Consider the following 26,643-nt stretch of genomic DNA (forward strand, 5'->3'; position numbering starts at 1 on the left):
CCGCAGTTCCTGTTGACCGCCGCCTTGCGACAGCTTTTATATACTATCACATCGGCTTTTGCCTGTCAACCTGTTTTTTATTGGCTTTCTTACCATTTCCTGCCGCCCTGTTCAGCGACTTTTATAGATTAACACACTTCTGTTTTTATGTCAACTTCTATTTTAAAAAACTACTTCTTTTGTTTACAACAACCTTTTTTGCAGGTACAACCGCATTCACGCCCCTGCATTTGCTCCTCTCCCCAGGTTTCAGCCTCCTGGCTGCTGTAAAAAACACCTTCACCAATTTTATTACGTAAAGTATCGGCTGTCTGCTTAGGATATTCAGACAAGTCGGCCTGTTCAACCAAATAGTTGATAAAACCGCCATCCTCACCAATTCCAAAGCTTACAATCCAAACAATCTCCGGTTGAGTCTTCATATAACCCTCCAATCGTTTTTTAGCGGACGGCAATTATCCCTATTGTCCAAAGCGACTACTGCCCATGGGCTAATTGCTCTAACCACTATTAAGTATGAACCCTAAACAGCACCGAAATACATAGCATCAACAATTCCGGGCACCAGTCCCGCCGGATCATTGGCTAGGTTACCGCTCACCTTATCAGCTAGTTCGGGAACGTTTTCTCGCGATAGACCAAATGTCTTTAATGTATAATTGGCACCAATCGCTTCGGTAAACCGATCAAACTCTTGTAGCACCTGCACTTTTCCCCGGCAGTTTTTTCCGGCTAACGCGGAGAATAAACAATCAAATTGTTCACTGGAGTATTCATAAGTGTTCTCCAACCAAGGTCTAAAGAGGCTGATTAGCCCCGCCCCATGACTTGAACCGGTTTTTATCCCAATAGGGTATTGCAGACGATGTGGCAGGCAGGTCGATGAATTAGCCAAGCTCGCTCCCATCAGCATACTGGCATAGTGCATTGCTGTGCGTGCAGCTATATTGCCACCATCTTGAATTGCCAAGGGCAAATAATCACGGACCTGACCAATAGCTTCGATAGAATTGATCTTTACCATAGAATTTGTTGCTTTGGATATACTGGTTTCCACAGCGTGAGCAAAAACATCAAAGCCGGTTTCTAGCGTAACCTTGGGTGAAAGCGACAAAGTCAGGAGAGGATCGACAATAGCAACCTTCGGAAAGAAATTCTGGTGGCGAAAACTCGTTTTTATACCGGCAGTATCATCGGTTAAAATAGCCGCTTTATTCAATTCGGCCCCGGTACCTGCCGTTGTAGGAATAGCAACTAAAGGAAAGGTTATAGCCACTTGATCCACATTTTTTTTGCCTACTAAGTAAGGTTCAATGCCTTCACCTGTGGATAATCCCAAAAGAACTCCTTTCGCCGCATCAATTACGCTGCCACCGCCCAGTGCTACAACTATGTCCGGGTGATAGGAGGCATATTCTGCCACGCAACGATTTACTTCCGCTGCATGCGGTTCCGCACTGACATCTGCAAATACGGCTGTTTTGACTCCCGCAGCCTGTAGATTGTGCTGCAGCTTGTCGGTATATCCCAATGCCTGCATTGCTTTCTTTCCTGTAACAATCAATGCCCGGCTTCCCAATTGGGCAATTCGGCCGGCAGCCTGCTCAAAGCCGCCACAGCCGAAAACAATTTCTGTTGGCATATAGTACGAAAATTTCATACCATCGCTCTCCTTTATAAAAATGCTTTTTATAATTACTATTATACGGTTGTATCCACCTAAAAAAAGAAGGACTTTCCTTATGTGCTAATGCCAAGGTAAGTGACTTCCCATGACAATAATCATTCCGACTCCTACAGCTATTTTTATCAGCATCCCCACCACATGGCCCACCAGCACACTCTTAGCTACCCGACCGGCCTTGGCCAAATCGGTCTGTTTAGTATATTCTGCTACGTAACTTGCCAAAAACGCTCCCAGACTGGCTCCCAGAACCGAACCAATAACAGGCAGTATCGCGGTACCAGTCACCCCGCCCAGCACGGCCCCTATAATGGCAGCAAGCATGGCCCGTTTAGAGGCTTTCTCTTTTCTCGCACTAACAACGCCTGCTGCAAATTCTACAACTTCACCGAAAACCAACATACCGAAAAGCGTAGCTAGCATAGTCAGGTTGAACTGTTGGAAGCCTTCATAACAACCATACAGCAGAGCTATAATGAAAAGAAAGAAATTACCCGGCAAAGAAACAACGGTTAGAAAAAATCCGGTTATAAGCAAAATAAGCATAAGGCTATGTATGGCAAATTGACTGATGTCCACGCAATATCCTCCTGTTTTTGCATTCTTTCTACAGTTCCAATGATCTGTTCTTACTTGCTATATGTTCCAGCAATTGTTCCGTCAATTGAAGAAATTGCCTCTCTACTGCCGTCATATTGCGCTCGCTAGTGTCAGGTGAGGAAAAAACCCTGGGTGGCTGCTTATGGATTCCCTGATGATGTAACCGTTCAAATTCATAATATAACAAGGCATTATCCACTGCCTCAACTTCCCTTAATTCAGCCTCGTTCATGTCCCCAAGACAAAATTTAGCATAAATAGCCTGTTGCAGCTTGTGTTCGATTTTACGGTATTCCTTCAAGTAACATTTTACCGGCCTGGTGATATCAGAAATATATGCTTCACTGGCATCATGCAGCAAACAGGCCAATTGAACCCGTTCACTCAAATGTCTGGCCCGGGCTTCTAACGTACAATTTATACAATGCTGAGCGACACTATGGAATTTTTTAAAATGACCGTTCGCCCGGCACATCTGCGACAGAGCATGCGCAATATCTTCTATATGGATTTCCTCCGCCCGGGGATCAAGCGGGTAAAACAATGTATTGGTGTAAGTCAAAATGGCATTTTCTCGGGACATATGGCTAATTTCCTCCTAGCGATAAGCTACCCTTAGTCTTCTCCTCTTTTCTAGATAAATCCTTCCCACTCCGTCAAAAAGAAAAAATGCCTTTGCGGCCAATCATCATAGATCAGTAGGTTGTACCAAGGCCGTAGTAGCCATGCTGGTTTCTGTGATTTCCCTGATAGAGCGTTTAATGATCTCCAGCATTGTTTCGATTTCTTCCACTGTACTCGCCAACGGAGGCATGCATATGATCACATCGCCAATCGGACGAATAATAAGCCCATACTCTCTGGCTTTGCAGCATACGCTGGCACCGGAGGCAGCTTCCCAGGGATAAGGGATTTTACAGTACTTATCCTGCATGAGTTCAATACCAATGATCAAGCCACACTGCCTCACACTACCCACATGGGTAAGCGCTTCCATTTCTTTTAGTTTGGCCGCTGCAGCCTCAATCTTGGGCGCAAGGCCTTCGATAACTCTTTCTTCCTTAAATATTGCCAAATTGGCCAACGCCGCTGCACAAGCCAACGGATTTCCCGTGTAAGAATGGCCATGATAAAAAGTCTTTTTTTCCGAGTAACCGCCCAGGAAAGCCTGATAGATTTCATCAGTCGTCAGCGTCGCCGCCAATGGCATGTAGCCGCCGGTAATTCCCTTCGATAACGTCATCATGTCAGGTTCAACCCCTTCATGCTCACAGGCAAACATTTTTCCTGTCCGGCCAAAACCTGTCGCCACTTCATCGGCAATAAGCAAAACATCATACTTGCGGGTAATTTCCCGTATCTTGGCCAAATAGCCGGGCGGAGACATAAGCATACCGGCGGCAGCCTGTACCATCGGCTCAATCACCATGGCCGCAATCTCCTCGTGATGCTCGGCAAGTACGGCTTCTAACGCTGCCGCACATTGTAAACCGCAAATTGCGGATTCGGAATGTATTTGGCAATGATAACAGGAAGGAGACGGTATTTGAACCGTGCTAAACAAGAGTGGCTTAAATACTCTGTGGAATAAATCAATCCCGCCAACACTGACCGTTCCCACCGTATCACCGTGGTAAGCCTGTTGCAAGGAAATAAATTTTTGTTTTTTCATTTTTCCTTTATGCTGCCAATATTGAAATGCCATTTTTAGCGCCACTTCCACTGCCGTGGAACCATCATCCGAATAAAACACCTTGTTCAACCCGCAAGGCGTCACTTCGACTAGTTGTTCTGCCAATTCAACGGCAGGAATGTTGGACAACCCTAACATGGTCGTATGGGCAACTTTCCCCAACTGTTCAATGATGGCCTGATCAATCTTGCTGTGTTGATGTCCATGAATATTTACCCATAGCGAGGACACTCCGTCATAAAACTCCTTGCCTTCCGTATCAATCAATTTTATCCCCTTCGCCGCCGCAATCACCTTTTGCGGTCTGGCCGCCCAGTCCTGCATTTGCGTGAACGGATGCCAAACAAACGTTTTATCCTTACGCTCCGTGTCCATCATGCTCATCTCCTCCTCCAAAACCAAGAATCCTGTCAATAGCCAGATGCTGTTCCGCCAAATCACCTAATTGGCGCATAACTTGTTCACCAGCCACAAGGCCGGCTACTGTGGGGAACGTTCCTAATACCGGCACTTTGCCTAAACGCTCAATATACTCCAAATTGCTGCGTTCTTTTACGCTAATTTGCTCCTGATTCCAATGATTGACGATGATTCCCCTTACCTGGATTCCATGCCTTTGGGCATAATCAACAGTAAGCACCGTATGATTGATCGTGCCTAAATTAGGCCGGGTAATCACAAGCACCGGCAGGGCAAGGTCACGTACCATATCGGCTACCAAATAATCTTCCCAAATAGGGGCCAAGATTCCACCCACCCCTTCGATGATAGTAAATTCTTTTTTGCGCAGCATACTCTTACAGGCTTTAACTAACTGTTTAGGTTCAATGACCGTGCCTGATTCAACTGCTGCTACCGCCGGCGTCAAGGCAGGAACTAAACAAACCGGGTTTACCTCCTGCCTGCTTGCTTCGGAAAAAGCGGCTGCTTCCATTAAAAAACTGGCATCTTCCGAACGCAAAATCCCGTCTTCCCCATATACCGCACCGGAGGCTACGGGCTTCATTACTCCGGTGTTTATACCACGTAGTCGTAAAGCCGCCGCTATCGCTCCGCTAATATAGGTTTTACCGATATCCGTATCGGTGGCTGTGATAAATATTCCTCTACCCATACTTTCCCCTCACTTATTCATTTTTCTGTAAGCTGCCTTGATGCTCTCGACAGCCTTGGATAATTGGTTCCTCTCATGGACGGCACTTACTGTTAATCGCAACCGGCTTGTGCCATCCGGAACACTGGGAGGACGGATGGCCGTTACAATAATGCCACTGCGCTTTAGCTTATTCATGAGCCAAACCGCTTTTTCTGCTTCGCCGAGCATAATAGGAATAATGGGTGTCGTACCGGTATCAAGGGGAACACCGGCTTCCCGCAGACCTTCTCTTACATACCTGGCATTAGCAAACAGTCGTTCAACCAATTGAGGCTCAGCAACAAGCCGGCGTAGCGCAGCCAAAGCTCCGCCCATCGCAGCAGGTGCCGGGGCTGTTGAAAAAATAAAACTGCGGGCCGTATTTTTTATATACTCAATCAGCAAGCTCGATCCGGCTACAAAACCGCCTTCTGCGCCCAAAGCCTTGCTAAGTGTACCAATTTGGATATGAACCTGCCCTGTAAGGCCGAAATAGGAAGCACTTCCTTTTCCTCCGGCTCCAAGAACTCCAGTTGCATGCGCATCATCAACCATAACTATAGCTCCACAGCTTTGGGCCAAATCCACAATATGATTTAGTGGCGAAATATCTCCATCCATACTAAATACACCGTCGGTTATGATAAACCGGTTACCTGTACAGGGGGTATCCTTCAATAACCGGTACAGATCTTCCATATCCTTATGACGGTATATAACAGTTTTTGCCCGTGATAACCGGCAACCGTCAATAATACTTGCATGATTTAGCTGATCGCTAAAAATTACATCTTCCGGACCGGCCAAACTACTAATAACTCCTATATTAGCCATATAGCCGGTATTAAACAGCAGTGATGCTTGAGTTTCTTTAAAAATAGCCAGTTCCTTTTCCAACTGCTCCAAAAGAGGGTAGGTGCCCGTCGTAAGTCTTGCTCCTCCCGCACCGGTTCCATACAATTTAGCAGCCTGCATAGCGGCCTGCTAAACTACCGGATCATGGGTCATGCCTAAATAATCATTAGAAGCGAAAAGACAAAATGTGCTTTCAGCATTTTCTACCTGAGTGGAGCTAATGGCGTGATAACTTACTGCACGCCGGTACAAATTGCGGGATTTTATTATTTCAAGTTTTTCTTGCAGCCAATCCACTAAGGGCCCTCCTTAACCGGCACCTCGATAAGTACTGGTGTATTTTCCAAAAATGTAATAAGCGAGTTTATATCCGTGCCGGCTTTCACAAAAAACACGCGCCCTCCTATCTCGCTGCCTGCCGGCTTTAGCTGGGTAAACCGGATATATTGACCGGATGTCGCCACATAGCCGGCCGTATATTCCGGATCGTCAGACCAGCATAATTCCGCAACCATTCCCAATGCGGCCATAACCTTAGATGCTAAAACAACCGCTTCCCGAATGTGAATATTACAGTAGCCTTGCTGCTGCAACCATTTTTTATAAGCCGCTTCATTTTCCACATCCATACGCGAAACCCGAACCCCTCGCAAGAATAGTGGATCAAGACGTTTGCCGGTTTGCGCATCCACCAGCATCGCCCCTCTCAGACTAACAGACAAATCTGTCAAATACCCGATGCCCGCCTTAGCGGCTTCCGGCAAAACGCCAGAGGCAATGAGGGTCTCGTAAGCCCTTTTCCGTCCCTCATCCGGGTTTTCAGTGTAAACTGACCGGATTGGTAAACATTTGGTCCGTTGAACTGAATGCAAGGAAACGGCCTCGACTGTTAAATTAATAAAATCAGCACTCCCCCGACTATGTTCCAGCGCACGGACAAGCATATTCGTCGCCGTTTCTGTTAGAGAATCCCGTTAAATTAGCTTCTCCGCTCCGGAAATATGCTTGCCCCCCTGCTCATGCGAACCGCCTTCGGCAGCTCGCATTCTAACGCTGTACAACATACATGATCGCCTTCTTTCCGCTCTCCGTTATCCGTTTTAATAATATAGTCAATGGCCAGACAGTTATGGCTGTATATATTATGCCAGGCACTGCCGCCAGCACAAAAGGTATTGCCATATTTCCCAGAATTCCCCCCACAACTAGTCTAGACGTGATCGTTGCAATCGGCCCAGCTAGTACAACTGTCAACCACCAGTTCCCCCCTAACACAAAAATGGCACCGACAACACACCTGAAAATAAGCGCTATGCCTACATTCCATACTGTCTGCGTTCCAAGCATCAACCCTGCCATGCTTGACAACAAACCGGCCGTGATATATTTAGCAAAACCAAATACAGCACAAATAGCAACTGCCAGTGGAGCCGACAATTGAAACTCTGTCCCCGGCAATAATCCGGGAAGTTTAAAAGCACCGGCAACAGATAAAAATGCGGCCAATAGGGCAACCTCTGTCATCCAGCGGACATTCTCTCTCACCTTTTATTCCTCCTTACTTTTTAGGAGTCTATTATTTCCGGCAATTCCGTTGCCTCTGCCCTGGTAATGACTTCCCTTACTTTCATCCCAAAATGTAATACTACATTATATTTCAGCTATCATTTCCGGCCTCCACAACAGTATAATCCTATTGTTAACCAAAATAAACCAACTAGGTTAACAATAGGATTATACTACTTACTAAAAGACATGTAAATTAAAAGCCAGGAAAATTTCACCTTGTATTTCTTAAGCCCTTCCATTCATCCCCTTTATTTGATCAACAAAAATCAACAGAAGTACTTTCCCCCATAGCCACAACTTAACAATAATGGTAAAATAGTATTGGCAAAATCAAAAAGCATAATGTGCATGACTTCAACGCACGATATTTTTATGTATATTATTATATAGTAGAGAGGGATATTGATGACTATTAAAGCATTAAGTCCGCTTGACGGACGTTATGGAGCCATTGCAAAACCATTAGGTGATTTTTTCTCGGAGTGGGCATTACTAAAATACCGGACCCATGTAGAAATTGAATGGCTTATCGCGATGGCGGCCCAGCCCGAATTTCCGGAAGTCCGCCCGCTAACTGCCGGCGAAGTGCATTTCTTGCGCAATATCGTTACTGATTTTGATGAGAACGCTGCCGGGCGAATCAAAGAAATTGAAAGAACGACCAATCATGATGTAAAGGCGGTTGAATATTTCATACGGGAAACTCTGTCGGAAAGCTCACTGTCCGATGTAATCGAGTTCATTCATTTTTCCTGTACATCGGAAGATATCAACAACCTGTCCTACGCTTTAATGCTAAAACATGGTATCCAGGATGTCTGGCTGCCGGCAGCCGAAAAATTGGTCGCCGCCGTAACAGAGAAGGCGGAGGAGTTAAAGGATGTGGCTATGCTCGCCCATACCCACGGGCAACCGGCCTCTCCTACCACGTTAGGTAAAGAACTGGCTGTATTTATCTATCGCTGGAACCGCCAGTTAAAGCAAATCCGCGCGCTGGAATATCTGGGGAAATTCAATGGAGCCGTTGGCAACTTTAATGCACATGCGATTGCTTACCCGGAAGCAGACTGGGAAACTGTGTCCAGAACCTTCGTCGAAGGTCTGGGATTAATTTACAATCCACTGACCACACAAATCGAATCCCATGATTATGTCGCCGAATGTTTTCATGCGATTAACCGTTTTAATAACATCGTTCTCGACTTTAACCGCGATATGTGGCTTTACATTTCACTCGGGTATTTCAAACAAAAAACCGTCAAAGGCGAGGTTGGTTCTTCCACCATGCCGCACAAAGTCAATCCTATTGATTTTGAAAATTCAGAAGCCAATTTGGGCTTAAGTAATGCGTTATTAGATCACCTTGCCAATAAATTACCAATTTCCCGTTTACAAAGAGATCTAAGCGACTCCTCGGCACAACGAAATATAGGAGCAGCTATCGGTTATTCTCATTTGGCCTTGGTGTATGCCGCCAAGGGTTTCGCCAAAACTTCGGTTAATGCCGATGCAATTAACGCCCATCTCGCCAATGCCTGGGAAGTAATCTCCGAAGCGGTACAAACGGTTATGCGCAAGCACGGCCATACAAACCCTTATGATAAATTAAAGGAAATAACTCGCGGCAAAACTATTGGTGAAGCGGAAATTAAAGAATTTATCACCAGCATTGACCTGCCGGCAGAGGCCAAAGCCCGTCTATTGGCCCTAACACCTTGCTCCTACATCGGCATAGCTGCCAGCCTCGTTAAGCACAGTAAGTCTTAACACAATAATCAATAATCCAAAAGGCACGGACTCTCTTCTACTTTGAAGAGAGTCCGTGCCTTTTTTATAGCTTAAACAACGCTGCCTGCTTATCCCGTAAAACAGTCATCTTCCTCGGAATGATACGGTCCCCGGCCTCTACTTGCCCCAGCAGCAACGGAGAATGGGTTTGATGGTAAACTGAATTTTTACAGGCCCCATCATCCACCGCATAGCAATAGCTACAGCCGTGCCGGCAGCTATTATACGCGCCAATATCCACGCTTTCAAGGCAACGGCAACCACTTCTTTGATTGTTATCCCTCTTGGGCTTCAATTTATACCCGGTTACTGTCTCAATAATTCCCTGGTCGATACAAGCGGCCCCGCTTATATTATATCGCTGCCGATCCAGGTCCTCCACACAAACCTGCAAAATAAGCCGGTTCTCTCTGGCAATATCGGCAAACCCTCGTGCAATCGTCTGCCTCGCTTCATCCTCCAGCTCAACAATCGCTGCCCCTTCCTGTCTGCTCTTTTGCTTGCCATACACATCAACATAACTAAAAACGCAGCGCTCCGTATAGTTTCGCAAAGACTGGCACAAGACAGAAAAACATTCCAGATGTTTGTTTACAGAAAAGGGTCCCGTGACAATCACCGGATCGTAACGCCAGACTACTCTCTCTTTGCCAATGGTATCACTTAAACGTTTAAAGCCTTCGATAATTTCATGTTTGACAGGTACGTGACGTTCCAGTTTTGCATCGTAAGGCGTAATCGTAAACTGAAAATAATACGCAAACCCCATAGCATCAATAACAGGCAATTTCGTAAGCAACGGCAAAGCATTCTTGGTCCAGAAAACAATACAGCCAACCATTTCCGGCTTCAGTGAAATGTGGGATATCTGACGGAAATTCATCGGATTGCGCACATAGACAAAACCTTCACGCAAGCGATTGACAAACCAATCCGAGTAAAAAGCCGGGATGTCTGTCCGTCGGCTGGCACTGATAATCATTGTTATCCTCACTTTCCTGCTAGTGCCTTCGCTGTATCCTATACAAACACTGCCGAGATTCAGCCAAGTTTTAAAATCTTCAACAGCTGGAGAGCTGTAGCCAACGCAGTCCGCGTCTCATAACAATCAAGCGATGTATTTAGAATTTGTTCAATCCGCTGCTTTCTGAGCTGAATAGTCTTATGATGCAAATATAGCTGTGTACCAATCTCCTTGAAACTTAGACCTGATAAAATCTTTTCCAGTGTCTCCAATAAATTAGGGTGCGGCAGTAATGGGCCGATCATTTGATGCACATAATCAACAGCTCCGTCAGTAACGGCAAAAGGAGCAAGTACCTGATAAATCCCGCAATTTTCATAATGATAAATATGTCTTTCCGGCCAAACCTGTTTACCAATCCGTACCGAAGTCTTCGCATTGTTTAACCGGTTAGCTAAGCCTGACCAACCTTCTACATAGTTTCCAATCCCCGCTGTAACATGAATATTCCGGACATAGGCACCGATATAAGCTACATAACTTTCCGCCAGTTCGGTTTCCCGTTCTTTATGGTTGGGACATGAAGCAAAATCACTAAGGACTACAATACCAATGTCTGTCTCCCAGGCAATCGTATTATTCTTCTTATTTAATATATCGATCAAGAAATCTACGAGCTGCTGCTTATGGTAATGATGATCGGCTGTATCAGACACTCCCGGTATAGTATCTACTTCGAAAAACAATAAAGAAAAATCTTTGGGAATATGAAGCTTGTTTTTTTCACTATACTCCTGCAGCTCCAGATCATTTATATCATTCCGGACAGCCAGTTTATTAAAAAACTCACTTCTCTTTTTTCTTTCATACGCCTGATATAGCAGACTCTCATTTCTTTTTCTTTCACTAATATTACGGGTAACACCAATATAGCCAATATGGGCACCCGCCTGATCCCGGGCAATGCTTATGGAAGATTCAAGCCAGATCACTTTCCGGTCTTTTCGCAGTTGTTCCTCTTCCACAATGAACGGTACTTTACTGCTGTGCCATTGAATGTTGTCAGTCGTGATCTTCTGAAAAGCATTCCACAAAAAGGTAAGTGTCGTTTGCTCCGAATTTTCCCCCTCTAGTTCAACTGCTGCAAACCCTAACAATTTCTCAACCGAGGGACTTATATATCGGATAATGCCGCCGGTATCCAACAGCCAGATTACGTCCCCCGTATTTTCAGCAATAAATTTATATTTTCGTTCACTTTCCCGAATGATTTCCTGTTGTTTTTCAAGCTCTGCAATATAGCGTCGCTCATTTTCTGCCGCATCTTTTAAACCAAGCACCATGCTATTAAACGCAATGGAAAAGTCTCCCATAAAATCAACCCGTTGGCTATAATCACCGGAAGCAACCATCCCTGTTTGCCAAGTCAAATGGCGCAGATTGGACTGCAGGGCCTTTAACGCACCCGGCCAATATCCGCGTAAGTTTATTGTAGAAGACAAATCACCTTTAGCAAGTGTATCAGTAAAGGATCTAAGCAAGAGAAGCTCGTTTTTCAGCTTGACAAACTCCGGATGTTTTCCCGCGCAGGCAGAATCACCGTTTGTCACGTCTTTTCCCTTTATCACCTGATATAACTCTCTCAGTATTTCATTGATTTCTTCTTCCATTTCTTTACGCACGTGGATATCCCTCTCTAAAACCAAAGATTCACTTCACGGATATTTCAGCAGTGAACCGGCAAGTCCTGTCACCTGTACACCAACAGTCAATCTCCTTAACACTATACTGCTTGCCGGTAAACCCTTCCAGAAGCCCGGCAATAAAACCTTCATCATAAACGCATACTTCATAATCCAATTCCGGCAATCCGGAACAATCCAAGTCCTCGGAAATGCTCATTACATATTTTCCGTTTTCATGATCAGCCGATTCAACCCGTAGAATTCCGATTTTCTTATCCGCCAGGGCTGTTTGTATTGCCTGAATAAAACTGTTGAAATCTTTTACATCCCTAATAACGTTCTGGTAGAATTGTTTTCCCGCCAGCAACCCTGACTCATAGAACAAGGTATCGACCATTTCCGTTCCGTAATGTTTCTCAAGCACATCGCGAAAACAAAACTGCATAAGTCTGTATACATCAGTGCTAACCATCGGCCCCAGGTTCGGCCTGCCGGCAGCAAGATCGCCAAGCAATTCCCATTGAAATTCATATTTTCGCTTCATAACAAGACTCCTCTTTTTGTTTGACTACCATGCAAGCACGCTCGGATTAGCTGCGCTTGAAAGCTAACTTCAACACTTAACACCTCAAATAAATTGTTTATTACTAAAAAAAAATCGCCAAAACCTATTTGCGGCTTGGCAATCATTTATACCGTCCTTTGGTATAGTTAGATCCATAGCTTTGCGTCCTTGTCTTTCGACAAGTTTGCCAAAAAATCCTTCGTTTTTTTACAAATTCTACATAAATTTTACATTTCTAGACTGACTATCACTTTTCCTTCTGTCCTTGGCAAAAAAACATATTTTTCGGCCATAATCTATTTTTTATTTTAAGCACGGCTCACAGTATACAATCTCCATCGGGATTCCTCTGCTATCTCCTACCGGCCGTTGAGGAATAGTAGAAAAACCATACTGCATACCAAGCCGGCCAATAACCGACAATACCATGGCATCTATAAAATCATCCAGTAATTGTTTGGGATAACGGTTTTCGATTTCAGTCATGGCCTGTCCGGCTTGTATAAAATACTCTGAAAGCAACTGTGTTCTCTCTTTAAGTCCCTCTGGGAAGGTTTTCTTGCTCACCAGCGGTTTATTACCGTTTAATATAGCAAAACCGAACTCTGGATGCGATTCCCGCAGTCGGCCGATGTATTGAGGCTGCTCCAGTAAAAATTGATCCACCTCGCGAATCTTTGGCGTAAACCCCAGTGACTGTTCGGACAGACTTTTTTGAAGAACCTGCAAATTGCAAGCCTTGGCGCTCTGCTTGTCCCTGGCGTAAACGGCCTGACGGCAGGGAGTATTAAACACACTGGATGCCTTTCCCGGCAGCCTACTCCTTAATTTCTGATCCGGTCTAGCCGCATTCTGCTGACTGGTTTCCGGTAACCCAATCGGGATGTCGATAAGCAGACATTCGGCAGCGTCATGCTCTGCCATCAGTTGGGTAATATCCGGATAATCGGCAAAACCATACCGGCCGGACAGGTCGTGCCAAAACACTGCCCAGCCCCGATATTTTCCCACTCGTTTGCAACTGTCAATACCTACCCAGCAGGTACCGCCCATTCTTGCTTCCATTTCTGTATTTCCTTCCATAAAAAATATCATTGTTAATACAATGATATACAGGACCGCTTATGATTTGCAAGGAATAACAGTAGCACAATAGCCGATATTGGGTATAGGAAAATAAGGAGATCCTTCCTTTTCTTTATACGCAACTCTTATATAGGGTATCAATGTTTTATCTTTACAGTACGCTGAACCGAAGGATGTACGTCCGGTCATTCGAGAATTGAATTTTTCCTCAATAATCGCGATTCCCCTGTTCACCAGCGTATTGTCAAGCCATCTACCAACCAACCCGGTAATATCTGTTTCAACGACGATATCACTTGCAAACACATTAAAGGTTCGTCTTAGCGTTGGGCATACCTCAAAAGGGCAACTATACAAATAGGATGTTAACGAACAAAATTCCTGCAGCAGTGGATAAATGGCAAACTGCCTTGTTTCCTGTAACTTATCGGTTTTAAACAAGACCAACCTAGCAGCCAATAAAGAAATATTGTCTGGAATCATATCCATATTAAAAAAGAGGTAACTATAATACACATATCTTCCCTGGCTCCCGATAAAAATTTTGTTTCTTTTTATATTTTTCAAAGGAGTTTTACTTGATAAAGTAAGACTTTTACTGGCTGGAATATTGACAACTGCCATACCAACAGCCCCTTCTTCAATGCATCGGCGAACCTGCAGCAGTAATCCCATAATCGAACAACATGTTTCTATGTAGAGAGTTTGAGGATATCCTCAACTCTCCCCAACCTATGGAGTATTCAGAAAAGCTATCCCCACATGCAAGTTAGCGACATTATAAGTTTCACCATCAATTGACATATCGAAAGTGACTGAAGCCTGGGCCGCCAGTGTGGCAACCGCTTGTGTCCAGACATATTCTGTGTCGGCCCCTACATAGATGGCAGTAACGATAAAATTGGCCAATGCTGCACCACCGCTGGCGTTATTGTTGGTAATTGTTATTTCTACAAGTGACCCTTCATTGCTGCTGCTAATTGAATATGCGGCAGGCGAATTAATCAGAGACGGCATATTTTTTCCTCCTTTTTTCTAACTATATTACATAATATGTATCACTTGCCAAGAAGGAAACATAACTGACCGCTTATTTCCAAGAAAGAGAATGACTCACTGCAATTATCCTGCGTTCGCTTGCGCCTATTCTAGATATTGTTTAATGCCTCAGGCATCGCCAGCCTCGTTATTGGTCTTAGTCACATAGGTCGTATGCGCTTTTTATATAAATGTAAATATCTATACCACTAGTACATTTTATTATTTATTTACTCAAAAAACCTATAAAAAGGGCAGAAAACTCCGTTTCATCACCATAGCCGCCTTTAGCTGGCAAAAAAAACAGGCTTCTAGGGATTCTCGCTGTATGAACTATCCCTAAAGGTCTGTAGCTTCTCCTGTTATCTTATAACAAACAAAAAACCCATCCCGTTTATAGGAATGAGTTTATGTACTGATAACTTACCGGTTATTTACCGGTATCAACCGTTGCAAAACCGCGTGACGGGTTGGCACAATCTTCCGGGGCAATTTTCGTCTTATCCGTACGGGCAAATCCCATACCAGCCGTACTGCAATTGGTCGGCCCGCAACCGCAGCTAGCACCCGTTTCCTTCTTACCGGTATCAGTAAGACCGAACCCTCTTTCCGGTAACCCGCAGCTTTCCGGGGCAATAGCCGTATCTTGAGTGCGAGCAAAACCCTTGCCTGCTGTACTGCACTCGCCCTGACTCATCTCATCTTTTTCATTGCTCATCATCATCATCCTCCTAAAATCATGTAAATGTAAAACACCTGTAAAGATCCTTTTGATCTCTACTTTTCTGTTATAGTTGTTGCTGCTAATGCTCTATTCAGTTGAATATATTATGTGTAGTTAAACATAAAACATTCAGCTTTAAGTTTAAATCAACACACGGACAAATTTAATTTATTAATTAATAATTATTATCTATTGATTATAATAACTTATTAATTCTTCTTTGTCAATGATTAACTATGAAAATCATGTTACATTTTTATGGGCAAATCGACCGTATCTCAAAGCTACGTAAATAGACATAACGTCCACGTCCGTTTAGCTAACTTCCTGGTCAATTTTCAATGCCCAGACGCGCCTCTAGTCCTTGTGTCGCATAATAATGCTTAACTTCCTTCATTTCAGTCACCAGATCGGCGCATTCTATCAACTCTCGCCTGGCACCACGTCCGGTTAAAACAAGTTCTGTATTAGGTGCCTTTGCATTAATAAGTTCATGCAGCGCTTCCCAGGAAATTAATCCAAAATGAAGGGCACAATTAATCTCATCCAATACCACTAAGTCGTATTCACCACTTTGAACCGCCTGCTTTGCTTCACTCATACCTGCTGCAATCAAAGCCAGATACTCCTTGGGAGGCTTACCGGGCGGAAACACGACGACTTTGTCCTGCCACTTTACCAGTTCTTCTTCCGTCAGCATTCCTTCCATGGCAATAAAAAACGGTTTTCCTACTGTTTTAAGCTGGAGATTGGGCTCAAAGCCGGCTAATATATTTTGTTCGCTATAGGCAAGGGATTTCATAAATTGCAAAAACATGACCTTAAGTCCAGCGCCCAGCGCTCTGATGGAAAGCCCAATTGCGGCAGTAGTTTTTCCCTTGCCATTTCCCGTATAGACCTGTACATATCCCTTCATAACACTTCCTCCATGATTGGCTATTACTTCTCATTCTATCCTAAGTTTCACTAAAAGTGCTATATTCCTCCATCTCAATGTGATTTCCTTCTCTAAAAACTGGAAGATGATATCGGCATCAACGTGTAACTGACAACTTATTGTGAACCAACTACCAGATAAAAATCATATACGAAACTACTGCAACAATTCCCCTCCCGCCTATCACTTTCGTTTCTCATCACATACGTTTCGTTTCTATATAAAAAATCATCCTATGTAGCCTTGCCTACACAGGATGATTTTTAAAACACAATGCACTACCTGCTATTCTGCCAATAGTCGCCGGGAACAATAAGCAAGTCAGTCAATCAGTAGGTAATAACAAATTTCGGCAATAGCCCAAATTATAACCCCTAAGATCAAGACAAACTTCATACCCAATTTACCTACTTTTCGCTCTCCCATAATCATCACCAATCTATAAATAAGAATTGATTATATGATGCCCCCAACTATACAGCTTAATTCTTATAAACAGGTTAAAATATCCTGATTGAACATTACCCTCTCGCTTGATTAGCAGGCAGCTAGTCACTTACTATTGGTTTATCCCACCTTTTTTCTAGCCTGTATCGCGACTTCGACAAGATTTTAAGGCTTGAAACAACCTCCCTTTTATCATGCGGTTCCAGTTCGCAATCCGGGAAGTATCCTACTATCTTCCACTCCGGTCATATAGGCAACCACGAGAAAAGCTTGCTACATGTGCTCATTAATGAGTTGAATCAGGTCTTCCCCCGTAAAATCACAGATTAAAATCTTTTTATTAAAGTATTTTTCCAAATCAACAGCAGTAACATCATCTAACATCATATTTTCGTCACTCTTAAACATATTCTTCGGCATTATTATATAGTCTAAAACCTGATCCTGCTGTATCTGTTTCATAATATCCTGCCCAGTCAATAGTCCAGCCACGGTGATGGTTTGTCCAAAAAAATCATTCGCAACTTTATGAACATTAATTTTGACTCTGTCATTTCTTTTCTCAATCGCTTTTGCAGCCCATACTATTTCATTATAGGCCGAGACACCTGTAATGAAACTGAATGAACCTTTACCTTTCTGGTTAAGCCTTTTTAGATTTTTAGTGATACTATCTCTAAAAAAACGGATCATTCCGATCCCATCTTCAATTTGGTCAAAATCTCCATAAAATTCGGTCGCCGGAATTTCAGTTCCCGAAAGTACATAAAACTCATCGGCCAATCGAATAAAAGGAGTTTCAGCTTCCAGCAGAGCCTTTTGCTGAAACGTACTAACATTCTCAAGTTCTGCTTTAGCACTCTCAGCATTATACAAGGTTATTTCTCTCATATTTTTCCTAAACTTAGTAACCCCGACCGGTACGGCAGCTACGTTTTCCACGGAAGGGTATAATTTAAACAAATCATTTACTGTTTTAATTAATTCTTCCCCATTATTATAGCCAGGACATAATACGATCTGACAATTCATAGTAATTCCTGCATCCGCTAATTTCCCAAGTCTATCATAAATGTTTCCTGCAAACCTGTTATTCAGCATTTTTTTTCTAAGTTCCGCATTAGTTGTATGTACGGAAACATTGATAGGGCTAATTCTGTATTGAATAATTCTTTCTAAATCTTTATCTGACATATTAGTTAACGTGACAAAATTCCCTTGAAGAAAGGATAATCTTGAATCATCGTCTTTAAAGTATAGTGTTTCCCGCATTCCCCTGGGCAACTGATCAATAAAACAAAAAAGGCACTTATTATGACAACTTCGAGCCTCGTCCATAATTCCACTCTCAAACTCAATGCCCAAATCCTCTTGATAATCTTTTTCAACTTCAAGAGTCCAAATTTCCCCATTTGTCTTTTCTATTTCAACTTCTATATAATCGTCGGCCATTAAAAACTTATAGTCGATTATATCCTTAATCTCAGTTCCATTTATACTAATTAATCTATCGCCAACTTCTATCTCTAATTCCTCGGCAATACTTTCATTTATAATCTTTGCTATTTTATTATTCATCATTCAATCCTTCTTAATTAAAACTAAATCGCTGATGTCCCATTTTAAATACGTTAAATACGTTTTAAGTTTACCATGGCAACCGTAACTTCATACATAACCATTATATAATATCACAGACGCACTCACTTGGCTGCGAAAACATTCCAACAAAAAATCCCGGCCAAAATAGGCCGGGAAGGACAAATTTATCTCACAACGCTCTTGCTTGCCGTTCGCAGCTTTGTCGGCAATTAATCACTAGGAATTTATCCGGACTCTGACTTGTCGTTTTCCGGACAGTCCTGCGGCTTTTGCTGCAGGGACATAGTTCAATATTACTGCTCACACATCGGCAGTGCCGCACTGGCTTTGTCGTTCTTCTCCCATTAAGCCTGAAAAGACACCTGCCCAGCATATTCAATTGTTAATAATATACCTGCCATAAGGTTGCTTGTCAATATTGGAAATTAAAAATTCTGGCAAATGTCTTAGCAAAAAAGCAAAAAAAGTACGACTAGCCTCACAAGACGCTAGTATTTTAGTTTATTACCCTACTGAAGAGACCCTCAGTTTAGAATTTCTACATACCCTTCCGTTCCATTTACCCGAATGCGCTGTCCATCTTTAATCAATTGAGTTGCATTTTCTACGCTTACTACTGCCGGAAGGCCGTATTCCCTGGCAACAACGGCGCCATGGGTCATCATTCCGCCGACCTCCGTCACCAACCCTTTAATAGCCACAAACACCGGTGTCCAACTGGGGTCTGTGAAGGTAGTCACCAAAATATCCCCTTCTTCGATATTGGCATCCTCCATTTTAAAGATGACCCGTGCCCGCCCTTCAATAATGCCTGATGAAACTGCCACACCAGCTAACGCACCTTGAGGAATGTTATTGGCATCATATGCACTGGATATGATCTCCCCCTCAGAGGTAATGACACGGGGAGGTGTTAGCTTCTTAAAAACTTCATAGTCTTCTTTTCTCTTTGTTATGATGCTGTAATCCGTTCGGTTCGTGCTAACGGTTTCCCTTAATTCTGCAAGGGTTAGATAATATATGTCTTGCCTATCTCTTATCACTCCTTTTTGCACGAGTTTATCGGCTTCCTTCAGCAGAGCTTGCTTGATAATCCAGAGATACCAGACAAGCAAATACTTGCTATATTCTCTGTACCCAGCGAAATTGCGCAGAACACTAATCATCTTCTTTGTTTTTTTAGCTTTGCTTTTCCCACCGGGTAGTTGATCCAAACGCTCCAGAATATTCGCTTCCTTCTGTCTTGCGTCCTCAAGTCCTTGTTCAAATTTCACATGGCGGGCACCAGGTCCGAAAGCCTTAATATTGCTGAGAATCATGGGAATGAGTATCGTCGGTTTCTCATTCCAGCGCGGCCTGGTAATATCAATTTCGGCCGAACAACGCATACCGTACTTTTTCAAATACGCCTGAATGGAATCACTTACGGCTTTCCCTCCTTCCAATTTAGCCAGTTCCGTAAAAAACGTCTCGTCACTGGCATGCTCAAAATACGCAATTACCGCCGGATACCTTCTGACAACATCGGCTACGTCCAAAAGCTCCAGCCCCATTTCAGAGGTAACATTATCAGGTACCGATTGAGCCAGGGCATCAGCCGCATTCTTTTCGTCCAGCCATTTCTGCATGTTCTTATTGATCCAGGAACTGGCATAGGCACCGGTAAAAACCGCTCCGTAACCGGCAAAGACCGCGTCCTTTATGTCCGTATAACTCTTAAAAATGGAATCAAACAATTCATCACCCGACACTTGGGCAATCCTTTGCTCCAGGTCATGCATCACCATCTCATTATGAGCCATAAGATTTTTCACAATAGCATGGTCATTCTTAAAATAGGTTTTTAAGGTGTCGATCCCCCATTTCATCCACACTGAAATTCCTAACATCAACCCTTTTTCCCGGGATAATTCCTTGATAAAGTCTTTCCGTTTTAGAATATTATACGCAGCCTTCTGCATCAAAACATCAATCACGTCCATGCTCTTGACCAAAGATTTGTTTATTATCGGCAAACTGAGTTCACGGGACATGTCCATATACAACCTGCCGCCAAGTTCAATCATTGGCGCCCCGGAAATCAATTTGAAAAAATCCTGAAAAAAACTGTAACCTAATGGTCTCATGGCTTCAGTCATCATTTGCCGATGACCAAAGGAAAAATACACATGGGTTTTGCCATCCTTCGTCGCCGGTGCAGGGTATAGAGTGGTAATAGGACGGCTTTGAACGATATAGACTTTATTTTCATAAAGACACCATTCAATGTCCTGCGGGCGGCCAAAATACGCCTCAAGCTTTCTACCCATGGCCTCAAGCTGTAAAATATGCTCATCTGTCAAGGTCGGCGTATTTTGTCTTTCTGACTCTATCTCCCTTTCTTCCGTACCGCCTTCCTTTAAAGCATAAATAGCGATTTTTTTAGAGGATATCTTTTTGCCGATGATCCTACCTTCCCGTACTTTATAGATATCAGCATTTACCAGGCCGGAGACCAGCGCTTCGCCAAGGCCGAAACTGGCGTCGATGGACAGCACTTTCCGGTTGGCGGTAACAGGATCTGCCGTAAACATAATCCCTGCAGCCTGCGGAAAAACCATCTTTTGAATAACTACAGACAGATAAACTTTGCGGTGGTCGAAACCGTTCTGAATACGATAGGTTACAGCACGGTCAGTAAACAGTGACGCCCAACATTTGCTGATATGTTTGAGAATGGCAGCTTTTCCTATAATGTTTAAATACGTATCTTGTTGGCCGGCAAAAGAGGCATTGGGAAGATCCTCTGCCGTAGCACTGGAACGGACGGCATAAGCTTTTTCTTCACCAAGCTTCGAGAGATAGTACATAATTTCTTCCTCTATCTCCCTGGTAATGGCTATTTCTTCGATCATGCTGCGAATTTTGCCGCTGACTTCAGCGATTCTCTGTCTCTCGTCTGCCTTTAGCTGTAACAGTTGATCAAGCAGCGCCTCAAACTCCGGTGCCTGCCCAATAATTTTTTTATATGCTTCCGTAGTAACACAAAAGCCTTCCGGTACTCGTATTCCCTCAATCCTGGATAACTCCCCCAGATTGGCGCCTTTGCCTCCAACCAGCATAAGCTGTGCTTTATCAATCGCCTGAAAACCGAGTATATAGGAATTCATAACAAATACCTCCTATTATTTTTTGATGTTGGAGCTACTCGGATCATTATACCGCTAGCCGGCTGTAATTCCTGTCTTGATAATGCTAAGGCCATCCTTAAGTTTCTTTAAATACAGTTTCTCATCAAACCCAACTAAGGAAAATTGTTTCCAAATCAGAGCATAGATCATGTCGGCAACCAATTCGGAATCAATTTCCGGTTTTATAAGACCACGTTTTTTATCCCGTTCGATTATTTTTATCAAGCTTTCAAATGAGGCAGCCCGGAGTCTGGTAATGAATTCACTTGTATCAATCTCCATCAGCATAGCGATATGGCTATATTCCTGTTTTATCCTGCCCCACGCATAGGAGGCTTTGGTTGCTTGCAGGCAGATTTCAAACACGTCGGCATCCAGATTCAAATCTTCTGCTTGATAGGTGATTTCTCGTTTTTCCTCTACGATTTTTTCAAACACATAGCCAAAAATGTCCTCTTTACCGCTGAAATACTGATAAAAGCTGCCCCTGGGTATTCCGGCAGTTTTCACAATCTGGTTGATAGATGCCTCGCTGAAGCGGCGACTGGAAAATTCCCGGACAGCAGCGTCAAAAATTTTCCGTTGCTTCTCATCACTCAGGTTATAGAAAGTATCTTTGGGCACGCTATCATCTCCTTTACAACATATTAACATAGCGCACATGATATGACAATGGTGTCATATGACATAATTGTCACTTCTCTATTATAGACCTAGTCTGTTTCGTTTAGTCACCAGACTAGTACTCCACCAACTTTGAAAGTGTAAATTAAGTTGCGGGGATTTCTTTCTAAGACAAGGTGAAGAAGACACACCTTAGGTCCATAATAGAAAAAGGAGCTGACTTTTCAGCTCCACTCTTCCCTATTCGTCACCTTAATGGTTGGCTAGTTTGTAGATTTCATAAACATCCGACCGGTTGAGCACTTTAAACTGTCCGATGGTACGCGCACCATGAAACACGCAACGGTCTGTAAGATCCTGCAGCACTTCTTCGCTCTGAACACCAATACCAAGTTCACTAAAGCTTGTAGGCATACCAAGAGAAGAAAAATAAGCAACGGTTTTATCAATAGCCTCCTGTGCTGCCAATTTGCAATCGTTTGTTGCGATGCCCCATACGCTTTTAGCAAAACGGGCAAAACGCTCTGGCTTTTCCTGATAAGTGTATCGTGCCCAAGAACCCCACAGAGCCGCAAGGCTTGCTCCATGGGCGGCGTCAAACCGGCCGCTTAGTTCATGACTGAGCTGATGAGTGGCAAAATCTTTTTTTGCGCCGAGGCCGGTAAGCCCATTGTGCGAAAGGCTGCCACACCACATCAATTCGCTCGCTGCATCGTAATCTGTTGGGTTTTCCACCGCAACCCGTCCGTTTTTTATCACCACGCGCAGCAGCGCTTCAGCAATTTCATCGGTAATGGCATTTCCCTCATCGGGCGTAAAATAGCGGTCAAGAGTATGCATCATGATATCTACTACACCGCAGGCAATCTGATATTTCGGCAACGTGTAGGTAAGCTCCGGATTCATCACCACAAATTTAGGACGGTTAAATTCAGTGCTCAGCCCGCGTTTTGTCCAAGTTTCATCGTCAGTGAGTACTGCAGAGTCGCTGGTTTCACTCCCCGCAGCCGAAATAGTGAGCACTACACCGACAGGCAGACTTTTCGTAACTTCCACTTCTTTGAGCCAAAATTTCCAAATGTCGGTACCCGGGTTGGCAATGCCGTGTGCAATACCTTTAGCAGTGTCGATCACGCTGCCACCACCTACGGCAAGGACAAAATTGACCCCAAATTCAATTCCTTTCTGCACACCTTCTCGTGCCAAAAACAGGCGGGGATTCGGCTTCACTCCCCCCAGCGAAGTAAAAGCAAGACCTGCACCGGTGAGTGACTGCTCTATTCTGGCCAGCAGCCCGCTTTTAACAACGCTGCCGCCGCCATAAACAATCAGAACCCGGGAGCCGCCGAACTTTTTGATCTCATCGGCCGTTCCCAGTTCTGTTCCTTTGCCAAAAATCACTTTAGTCGGTGAATAAAAACTGAAACTTTGCATGCGTTTCACTCCTTCTTGTTTTTACCATATAAAAAGTTCCTTCTTACTTATATATTATGGGATTAATATAGACCTATAGCAAGAATAATTATCGCTGCCTAGGAAAGAAACAGGGATGGCAGAAACTTACTCTGTCATCCCGATAAGACAATGTAGCTTATGGTAGTTTGTTTCCTGCGGCAAGGTAAATATCATACCACTCCTGCCTGGTCAATTCAAAATTGGTCGCCTTGCAAGTGTCACGCAGGCGCTGTGGATTCATGGTGCCCACAACAACCTGCATTTTGGCTGGGTGGCGGAGAATCCATGCAACCGCTACGGCAGTATTTTTCACACCATATTTGACAGCGATTTCGTTGATAGTTTTGTTTAACTCCGGAAATTTGTCGTTGTCAAGGAATACACCCTCAAACATGCCATATTGGAATGGGGACCATGCCTGGATTGTAATGTCCTTTAGACGGCAATAGTCGAGAATGCCGCCATCACGATCGACAGTGGAAGGCCATTTCATATTCATCGTAATACCGGAATCGATCATACTGGTATGCATGACACTGAACTGAAGCTGATTAATCAGCAGCTTCTGATTCAGGTATTTAGTGAGAAGCTCGATCTGCAGCGGAGTCTCGTTGCTCACACCGAAATAACGCACCTTTCCACTGCTGTGCAAAATGGTAAACGCCTCAGCTACCTCTTCCGGCTCTACCAACGCATCCGGCCGGTGAAGCAACAATACATCAAGGTAATCGGTTTTCAAACGCTTCAAGCTACCGTCCACTGCCTCCAGAATGTGTTCTTTCGAGAAGTCAAAGCTGGCAGACCTGATGCCGCACTTCGACTGGAGAAGCATCTTTTCACGGATACCAGGTGTCATGCCGATTGCATTTGCGAAAATCTCCTCCGATTTGCCGGCGCCATATATGTCGGCGTGATCGAAGAAATCGATCCCCTCTTCCAAAGCTGTGTTAATCATGATGTTTGCTTCCTTTTCCGTAAGCTTGGCCATCCGCATGCAGCCGAGCGAAACTGCAGAAGCAAGTATTTCCCCTTTACCAATGTCGATTTTTCTCATAGTGATCCCTCTTTTCTCGTTGATTTTAATTATCTATTGTAAATAAATCGCTAAGAAATGATTATACGCCTGCAGTTATATATGTAATGCTTTTGTTATAATTCACTCCTGTTTGAGTCAGGTTCCTCTTTGTTGAATAGCCGTGAAGTGGCTTCTCTTTCCGTGCCTAATTTACATTGACAGTATAACATCAGCAGTTTACTATGAAAAGTAGTTACATTTATATCATATAGTTTCAAAAAAGTTACTTTTGAGGAAGTGAAAGCATGGAAGTAGAAGAAGCTCTTGAACAAAACCTCTGTGATTGTCCGCCCGAATTAGAATGTTCCATTGAAAAGGCGTTGGAGGTTTTAGGAGGAAAATGGACGTTTTTAATCATCCGGGATCTGTTCGATGGGGTCAAACGCTTTGGCGAACTGCGTAAGTCCCTCGCCGGCGTAAGTCCTAAAACGCTTTCCGTCCGTCTAAAAGATTTGGAAGATCGGGGTATTATCAAAAGGACCGCCTACCCTACAATACCGCCCACGGTGGAATATTCTTTGACGGAAAAAGGAAATAGCCTGCGACCTATCATTAAGGCAATGAAGCTTTGGGGGGCCAAGTGGGGATAGCGGTACATAACCTATCCATTTTCAGTCTAAAATACCAAAAGATTGGACAGTTATCTACTGTGCGATAACCGTCCAATCTTTTAAAGGATTTTTTTATCATTTCATCCTGGATAAAGGCCCTACAATATCTTTTTGCCTTTAACCGCAAATAATTTTATCCCTTACTTTTGAAATGTACAGAAAGCAGGTCCCTAAACACATAAACCGATACTAACAAACTGCCACCGATAGCAACCCACTCAAGCCACGGATTGTCTGCCAGTCTTTGCCATTTGCTGCCTAGCATAGCCCCAGCGCCTAAAAAGATGGTTAGCCAGAGAAGCGCGTGTACCATATCATAGATAAGAAATTTAACAACCGAAATGCCACTGATGCCGGCGACATAGGGAGTAACGTTGCCGACCGTTGGTACAAAGCGACCGCCAATAATATAAATTGGGGCCGACTTTTGCAAAAGTTCCTGAGCCTTGTCAATACGTTCTGGAGTAAGTCTGATATATCTCGACCATTTCTTTATAAAAGGACCTCCCATTTGACGTCCTATCATAAAAGCAGAAAGCGAACCTAGCAGGTAACCTAGCAGAGATACCAGCCAGGCTACGATAATGTTAAACTCTCCTTGCTTTGACAAAAAGCCGGCCAAAGCTACTAATACACTACCGGGAAAGGGCAGTCCCACTGCTTCTAAGAACACCCCGGCAAACACTCCGGGCAATCCCAGGCTGCTTAAAATTCCAAGAATTTTATCGAACAAAACATCCCCTCCTCCAGCTATAGGGCTGATAAAAGTATAAATCATTACCGAACCGATGCAGCACAATTTGTGAAGCTATGTAAAAATACCTTCATTGTGTAAGCTAGGTAGCGGGATTGAAATATAGCCGCCCAATCGGCATATAAAAAAACATTAGGTAACCAAGAAGGCTTAAGGTTCTTATAAATTTAAATTCATCAAAACTAAACCGAATTTGCCCCCACTCCTGACTCCAACCAAAATAAAGGGTAACACTTCGATGATAATGTAAAAAATATCATCTTGGATTGTCAACAGTAAATCAGACAACTTTTTTAAGGGCCTTTTGGCGAAACTGAATAGGCGTTAGATATCCCAAAGTGCCATGAAGCCGATGCTTATTAAACCAATTGACATAATCATATAGCTCCAACTTCAGATGATAAAGGCTGTGGAAGCTCATCTGGTGGATAAACTCGGTTTTCATAATTTTATAGGTGGCTTCAGCCACGGCATTGTCATAGGGACAGCCTTTCATGCTGAGAGAGCGGCCAATTTCAAAAGTTTCCAGCAGCTCGTTCATTTTTTCGTTTTTAAACTCACTGCCGCGGTCCGTATGAAACC

The 26,643-nt window shown here is 43.7% G+C and carries 26 protein-coding genes, 1 pseudogene and 1 riboswitch; of the genes and pseudogenes, 2 read left to right on the forward strand and 25 right to left on the reverse strand.

Annotation, left to right across the window (positions count from 1 at the left end; translation table 11 throughout):
* Window positions 1–170: 170 nt before the first annotated feature.
* From F3H20_RS17335 to F3H20_RS17375, 10 genes and pseudogenes are all read right to left on the reverse strand, one after another.
* Window positions 171–422, reverse strand: coding sequence for a hypothetical protein (locus tag F3H20_RS17335; RefSeq protein WP_091750150.1), 252 nt, complete (start codon window positions 420–422; stop codon window positions 171–173).
* 101 nt (window positions 423–523) lie between these two features.
* Entirely contained in the window at window positions 524–1,660 is a 1,137-nt protein-coding gene (locus tag F3H20_RS17340) for an iron-containing alcohol dehydrogenase (RefSeq protein ID WP_149736122.1), read from the reverse strand.
* 87 nt (window positions 1,661–1,747) lie between these two features.
* The gene (locus F3H20_RS17345; RefSeq protein ID WP_149736123.1) at window positions 1,748–2,263 is read right to left on the reverse strand and encodes a DUF456 domain-containing protein; all 516 of its coding nucleotides are present in this window, start codon (window positions 2,261–2,263) and stop codon (window positions 1,748–1,750) included.
* A 28-nt stretch (window positions 2,264–2,291) separates the two neighbouring features.
* A complete protein-coding gene (locus F3H20_RS17350; protein WP_149736124.1) occupies window positions 2,292–2,867 on the reverse strand; it encodes an HD domain-containing protein in 576 nt (191 codons plus the stop codon).
* 105 nt (window positions 2,868–2,972) lie between these two features.
* A complete protein-coding gene (gene bioA, locus F3H20_RS17355; RefSeq protein WP_149736125.1) occupies window positions 2,973–4,355 on the reverse strand; it encodes an adenosylmethionine--8-amino-7-oxononanoate transaminase in 1,383 nt (460 codons plus the stop codon).
* Complete coding sequence (gene bioD / locus F3H20_RS17360) at window positions 4,336–5,091, reverse strand: dethiobiotin synthase (RefSeq protein ID WP_149736126.1); 756 nt, start codon at window positions 5,089–5,091, stop codon at window positions 4,336–4,338. The genes bioA and bioD overlap by 20 nt, the downstream gene beginning before the upstream one ends.
* A 9-nt stretch (window positions 5,092–5,100) precedes the next feature.
* Entirely contained in the window at window positions 5,101–6,087 is a 987-nt protein-coding gene (locus tag F3H20_RS17365) for an aminotransferase class I/II-fold pyridoxal phosphate-dependent enzyme (RefSeq protein WP_223191824.1), read from the reverse strand.
* A gap of 9 nt (window positions 6,088–6,096) precedes the next feature.
* The gene (locus F3H20_RS20220; RefSeq protein WP_223191825.1) at window positions 6,097–6,264 is read right to left on the reverse strand and encodes a hypothetical protein; all 168 of its coding nucleotides are present in this window, start codon (window positions 6,262–6,264) and stop codon (window positions 6,097–6,099) included.
* Window positions 6,264–6,926: pseudogene (locus tag F3H20_RS17370) on the reverse strand (6-carboxyhexanoate--CoA ligase); the annotation flags it as partial. The gene F3H20_RS20220 and the pseudogene F3H20_RS17370, both read right to left, overlap by 1 nt.
* Window positions 6,927–7,014: 88 nt before the next feature.
* Window positions 7,015–7,512 carry a hypothetical protein gene (locus F3H20_RS17375; RefSeq protein ID WP_223191826.1) on the reverse strand — a complete coding sequence of 166 codons (498 nt, stop codon included), beginning with the start codon at window positions 7,510–7,512 and terminating at the stop codon, window positions 7,015–7,017.
* Window positions 7,513–7,941: 429 nt separating this feature from the next.
* Here F3H20_RS17375 and purB point away from each other — a divergent pair, with 429 nt between their 5' ends.
* Window positions 7,942–9,303, forward strand: coding sequence for an adenylosuccinate lyase (gene purB, locus F3H20_RS17380; RefSeq protein ID WP_149736127.1), 1,362 nt, complete (start codon window positions 7,942–7,944; stop codon window positions 9,301–9,303).
* 64 nt (window positions 9,304–9,367) lie between these two features.
* Here purB and F3H20_RS17385 read toward each other — a convergent pair whose 3' ends face one another.
* From F3H20_RS17385 to F3H20_RS17445, 13 genes are all read right to left on the reverse strand, one after another.
* The gene (locus tag F3H20_RS17385) at window positions 9,368–10,306 is read right to left on the reverse strand and encodes a DUF1848 domain-containing protein (RefSeq protein ID WP_149736128.1); all 939 of its coding nucleotides are present in this window, start codon (window positions 10,304–10,306) and stop codon (window positions 9,368–9,370) included.
* 59 nt (window positions 10,307–10,365) lie between these two features.
* Entirely contained in the window at window positions 10,366–11,970 is a 1,605-nt protein-coding gene (locus F3H20_RS17390) for a PAS domain S-box protein (protein WP_149736129.1), read from the reverse strand.
* Window positions 11,971–11,998: 28 nt separating this feature from the next.
* Complete coding sequence (locus tag F3H20_RS17395; protein WP_149736130.1) at window positions 11,999–12,517, reverse strand: V4R domain-containing protein; 519 nt, start codon at window positions 12,515–12,517, stop codon at window positions 11,999–12,001.
* A gap of 126 nt (window positions 12,518–12,643) precedes the next feature.
* A riboswitch (cyclic di-GMP riboswitch) is annotated at window positions 12,644–12,737 on the reverse strand.
* A 104-nt stretch (window positions 12,738–12,841) separates the two neighbouring features.
* Complete coding sequence (locus F3H20_RS17400; RefSeq protein ID WP_188128397.1) at window positions 12,842–13,603, reverse strand: DUF429 domain-containing protein; 762 nt, start codon at window positions 13,601–13,603, stop codon at window positions 12,842–12,844.
* 57 nt (window positions 13,604–13,660) lie between these two features.
* Window positions 13,661–14,248 (reverse strand): DNRLRE domain-containing protein, encoded by a 588-nt coding sequence (locus F3H20_RS17405; protein WP_188128398.1) that lies wholly within the window; start codon window positions 14,246–14,248, stop codon window positions 13,661–13,663.
* 108 nt (window positions 14,249–14,356) lie between these two features.
* Window positions 14,357–14,641, reverse strand: a complete 285-nt coding sequence (locus F3H20_RS17410) for a hypothetical protein (protein ID WP_149736133.1) — start codon at window positions 14,639–14,641, stop codon at window positions 14,357–14,359.
* Window positions 14,642–15,092: 451 nt separating this feature from the next.
* Entirely contained in the window at window positions 15,093–15,383 is a 291-nt protein-coding gene (locus tag F3H20_RS17415) for a hypothetical protein (protein ID WP_149736134.1), read from the reverse strand.
* A gap of 334 nt (window positions 15,384–15,717) precedes the next feature.
* Complete coding sequence (locus tag F3H20_RS17420; protein WP_149736135.1) at window positions 15,718–16,302, reverse strand: cob(I)yrinic acid a,c-diamide adenosyltransferase; 585 nt, start codon at window positions 16,300–16,302, stop codon at window positions 15,718–15,720.
* A 741-nt stretch (window positions 16,303–17,043) separates the two neighbouring features.
* Window positions 17,044–18,351 (reverse strand): DUF512 domain-containing protein, encoded by a 1,308-nt coding sequence (locus tag F3H20_RS17425; protein ID WP_223191827.1) that lies wholly within the window; start codon window positions 18,349–18,351, stop codon window positions 17,044–17,046.
* A gap of 545 nt (window positions 18,352–18,896) precedes the next feature.
* The gene (gene ppsA, locus F3H20_RS17430) at window positions 18,897–21,521 is read right to left on the reverse strand and encodes a phosphoenolpyruvate synthase (protein WP_149736136.1); all 2,625 of its coding nucleotides are present in this window, start codon (window positions 21,519–21,521) and stop codon (window positions 18,897–18,899) included.
* Window positions 21,522–21,575: 54 nt separating this feature from the next.
* Window positions 21,576–22,166: a TetR/AcrR family transcriptional regulator gene (locus F3H20_RS17435; protein ID WP_149736137.1), complete on the reverse strand. Its 591-nt coding sequence runs from the start codon at window positions 22,164–22,166 to the stop codon at window positions 21,576–21,578.
* Window positions 22,167–22,418: 252 nt separating this feature from the next.
* Window positions 22,419–23,600: an iron-containing alcohol dehydrogenase gene (locus F3H20_RS17440; protein ID WP_149736138.1), complete on the reverse strand. Its 1,182-nt coding sequence runs from the start codon at window positions 23,598–23,600 to the stop codon at window positions 22,419–22,421.
* Window positions 23,601–23,757: 157 nt separating this feature from the next.
* A complete protein-coding gene (locus F3H20_RS17445) occupies window positions 23,758–24,675 on the reverse strand; it encodes an aldo/keto reductase (protein WP_149736139.1) in 918 nt (305 codons plus the stop codon).
* Between the two features lie 266 nt (window positions 24,676–24,941).
* Here F3H20_RS17445 and F3H20_RS17450 point away from each other — a divergent pair, with 266 nt between their 5' ends.
* Window positions 24,942–25,286, forward strand: coding sequence for a winged helix-turn-helix transcriptional regulator (locus F3H20_RS17450; protein ID WP_149736140.1), 345 nt, complete (start codon window positions 24,942–24,944; stop codon window positions 25,284–25,286).
* Between the two features lie 154 nt (window positions 25,287–25,440).
* Here F3H20_RS17450 and F3H20_RS17455 read toward each other — a convergent pair whose 3' ends face one another.
* On the reverse strand, window positions 25,441–26,040 hold the full coding sequence (locus F3H20_RS17455; RefSeq protein WP_188128400.1) for a DedA family protein: 600 nt from the start codon (window positions 26,038–26,040) through the stop codon (window positions 25,441–25,443).
* Between the two features lie 301 nt (window positions 26,041–26,341).
* On the reverse strand, window positions 26,342–26,643 hold a 302-nt coding region (locus tag F3H20_RS17460; protein ID WP_149736142.1), incomplete at its 5' end, for an IS3 family transposase.

Source organism: Propionispora hippei DSM 15287, assembly GCF_900141835.1.
Classification (GTDB): Bacteria; Bacillota; Negativicutes; order Propionisporales; family Propionisporaceae; genus Propionispora; species Propionispora hippei.

Bases quoted from the DNA above. Each gene is read 5' to 3' on its own strand.
- F3H20_RS17335 (WP_091750150.1), bottom strand. From the start codon at position 422: ATGAAGACTCAACCGGAGATTGTTTGGATTGTAAGCTTTGGAATTGGT.
- F3H20_RS17340 (WP_149736122.1), bottom strand. From the start codon at position 1,660: ATGAAATTTTCGTACTATATGCCAACAGAAATTGTTTTCGGCTGTGGC.
- F3H20_RS17350 (WP_149736124.1), bottom strand. From the start codon at position 2,867: ATGTCCCGAGAAAATGCCATTTTGACTTACACCAATACATTGTTTTAC.
- bioA (WP_149736125.1), bottom strand. From the start codon at position 4,355: ATGATGGACACGGAGCGTAAGGATAAAACGTTTGTTTGGCATCCGTTC.
- bioD (WP_149736126.1), bottom strand. From the start codon at position 5,091: ATGGGTAGAGGAATATTTATCACAGCCACCGATACGGATATCGGTAAA.
- F3H20_RS17365 (WP_223191824.1), bottom strand. From the start codon at position 6,087: ATGCAGGCTGCTAAATTGTATGGAACCGGTGCGGGAGGAGCAAGACTT.
- purB (WP_149736127.1), top strand. From the start codon at position 7,942: ATGACTATTAAAGCATTAAGTCCGCTTGACGGACGTTATGGAGCCATT.
- F3H20_RS17385 (WP_149736128.1), bottom strand. From the start codon at position 10,306: ATGATTATCAGTGCCAGCCGACGGACAGACATCCCGGCTTTTTACTCG.
- F3H20_RS17395 (WP_149736130.1), bottom strand. From the start codon at position 12,517: ATGAAGCGAAAATATGAATTTCAATGGGAATTGCTTGGCGATCTTGCT.
- F3H20_RS17400 (WP_188128397.1), bottom strand. From the start codon at position 13,603: ATGGAAGCAAGAATGGGCGGTACCTGCTGGGTAGGTATTGACAGTTGC.
- F3H20_RS17405 (WP_188128398.1), bottom strand. From the start codon at position 14,248: ATGGCAGTTGTCAATATTCCAGCCAGTAAAAGTCTTACTTTATCAAGT.
- F3H20_RS17410 (WP_149736133.1), bottom strand. From the start codon at position 14,641: ATGCCGTCTCTGATTAATTCGCCTGCCGCATATTCAATTAGCAGCAGC.
- F3H20_RS17415 (WP_149736134.1), bottom strand. From the start codon at position 15,383: ATGATGAGCAATGAAAAAGATGAGATGAGTCAGGGCGAGTGCAGTACA.
- F3H20_RS17420 (WP_149736135.1), bottom strand. From the start codon at position 16,302: ATGAAGGGATATGTACAGGTCTATACGGGAAATGGCAAGGGAAAAACT.
- F3H20_RS17425 (WP_223191827.1), bottom strand. From the start codon at position 18,351: ATGATGAATAATAAAATAGCAAAGATTATAAATGAAAGTATTGCCGAG.
- ppsA (WP_149736136.1), bottom strand. From the start codon at position 21,521: ATGAATTCCTATATACTCGGTTTTCAGGCGATTGATAAAGCACAGCTT.
- F3H20_RS17440 (WP_149736138.1), bottom strand. From the start codon at position 23,600: ATGCAAAGTTTCAGTTTTTATTCACCGACTAAAGTGATTTTTGGCAAA.
- F3H20_RS17445 (WP_149736139.1), bottom strand. From the start codon at position 24,675: ATGAGAAAAATCGACATTGGTAAAGGGGAAATACTTGCTTCTGCAGTT.
- F3H20_RS17450 (WP_149736140.1), top strand. From the start codon at position 24,942: ATGGAAGTAGAAGAAGCTCTTGAACAAAACCTCTGTGATTGTCCGCCC.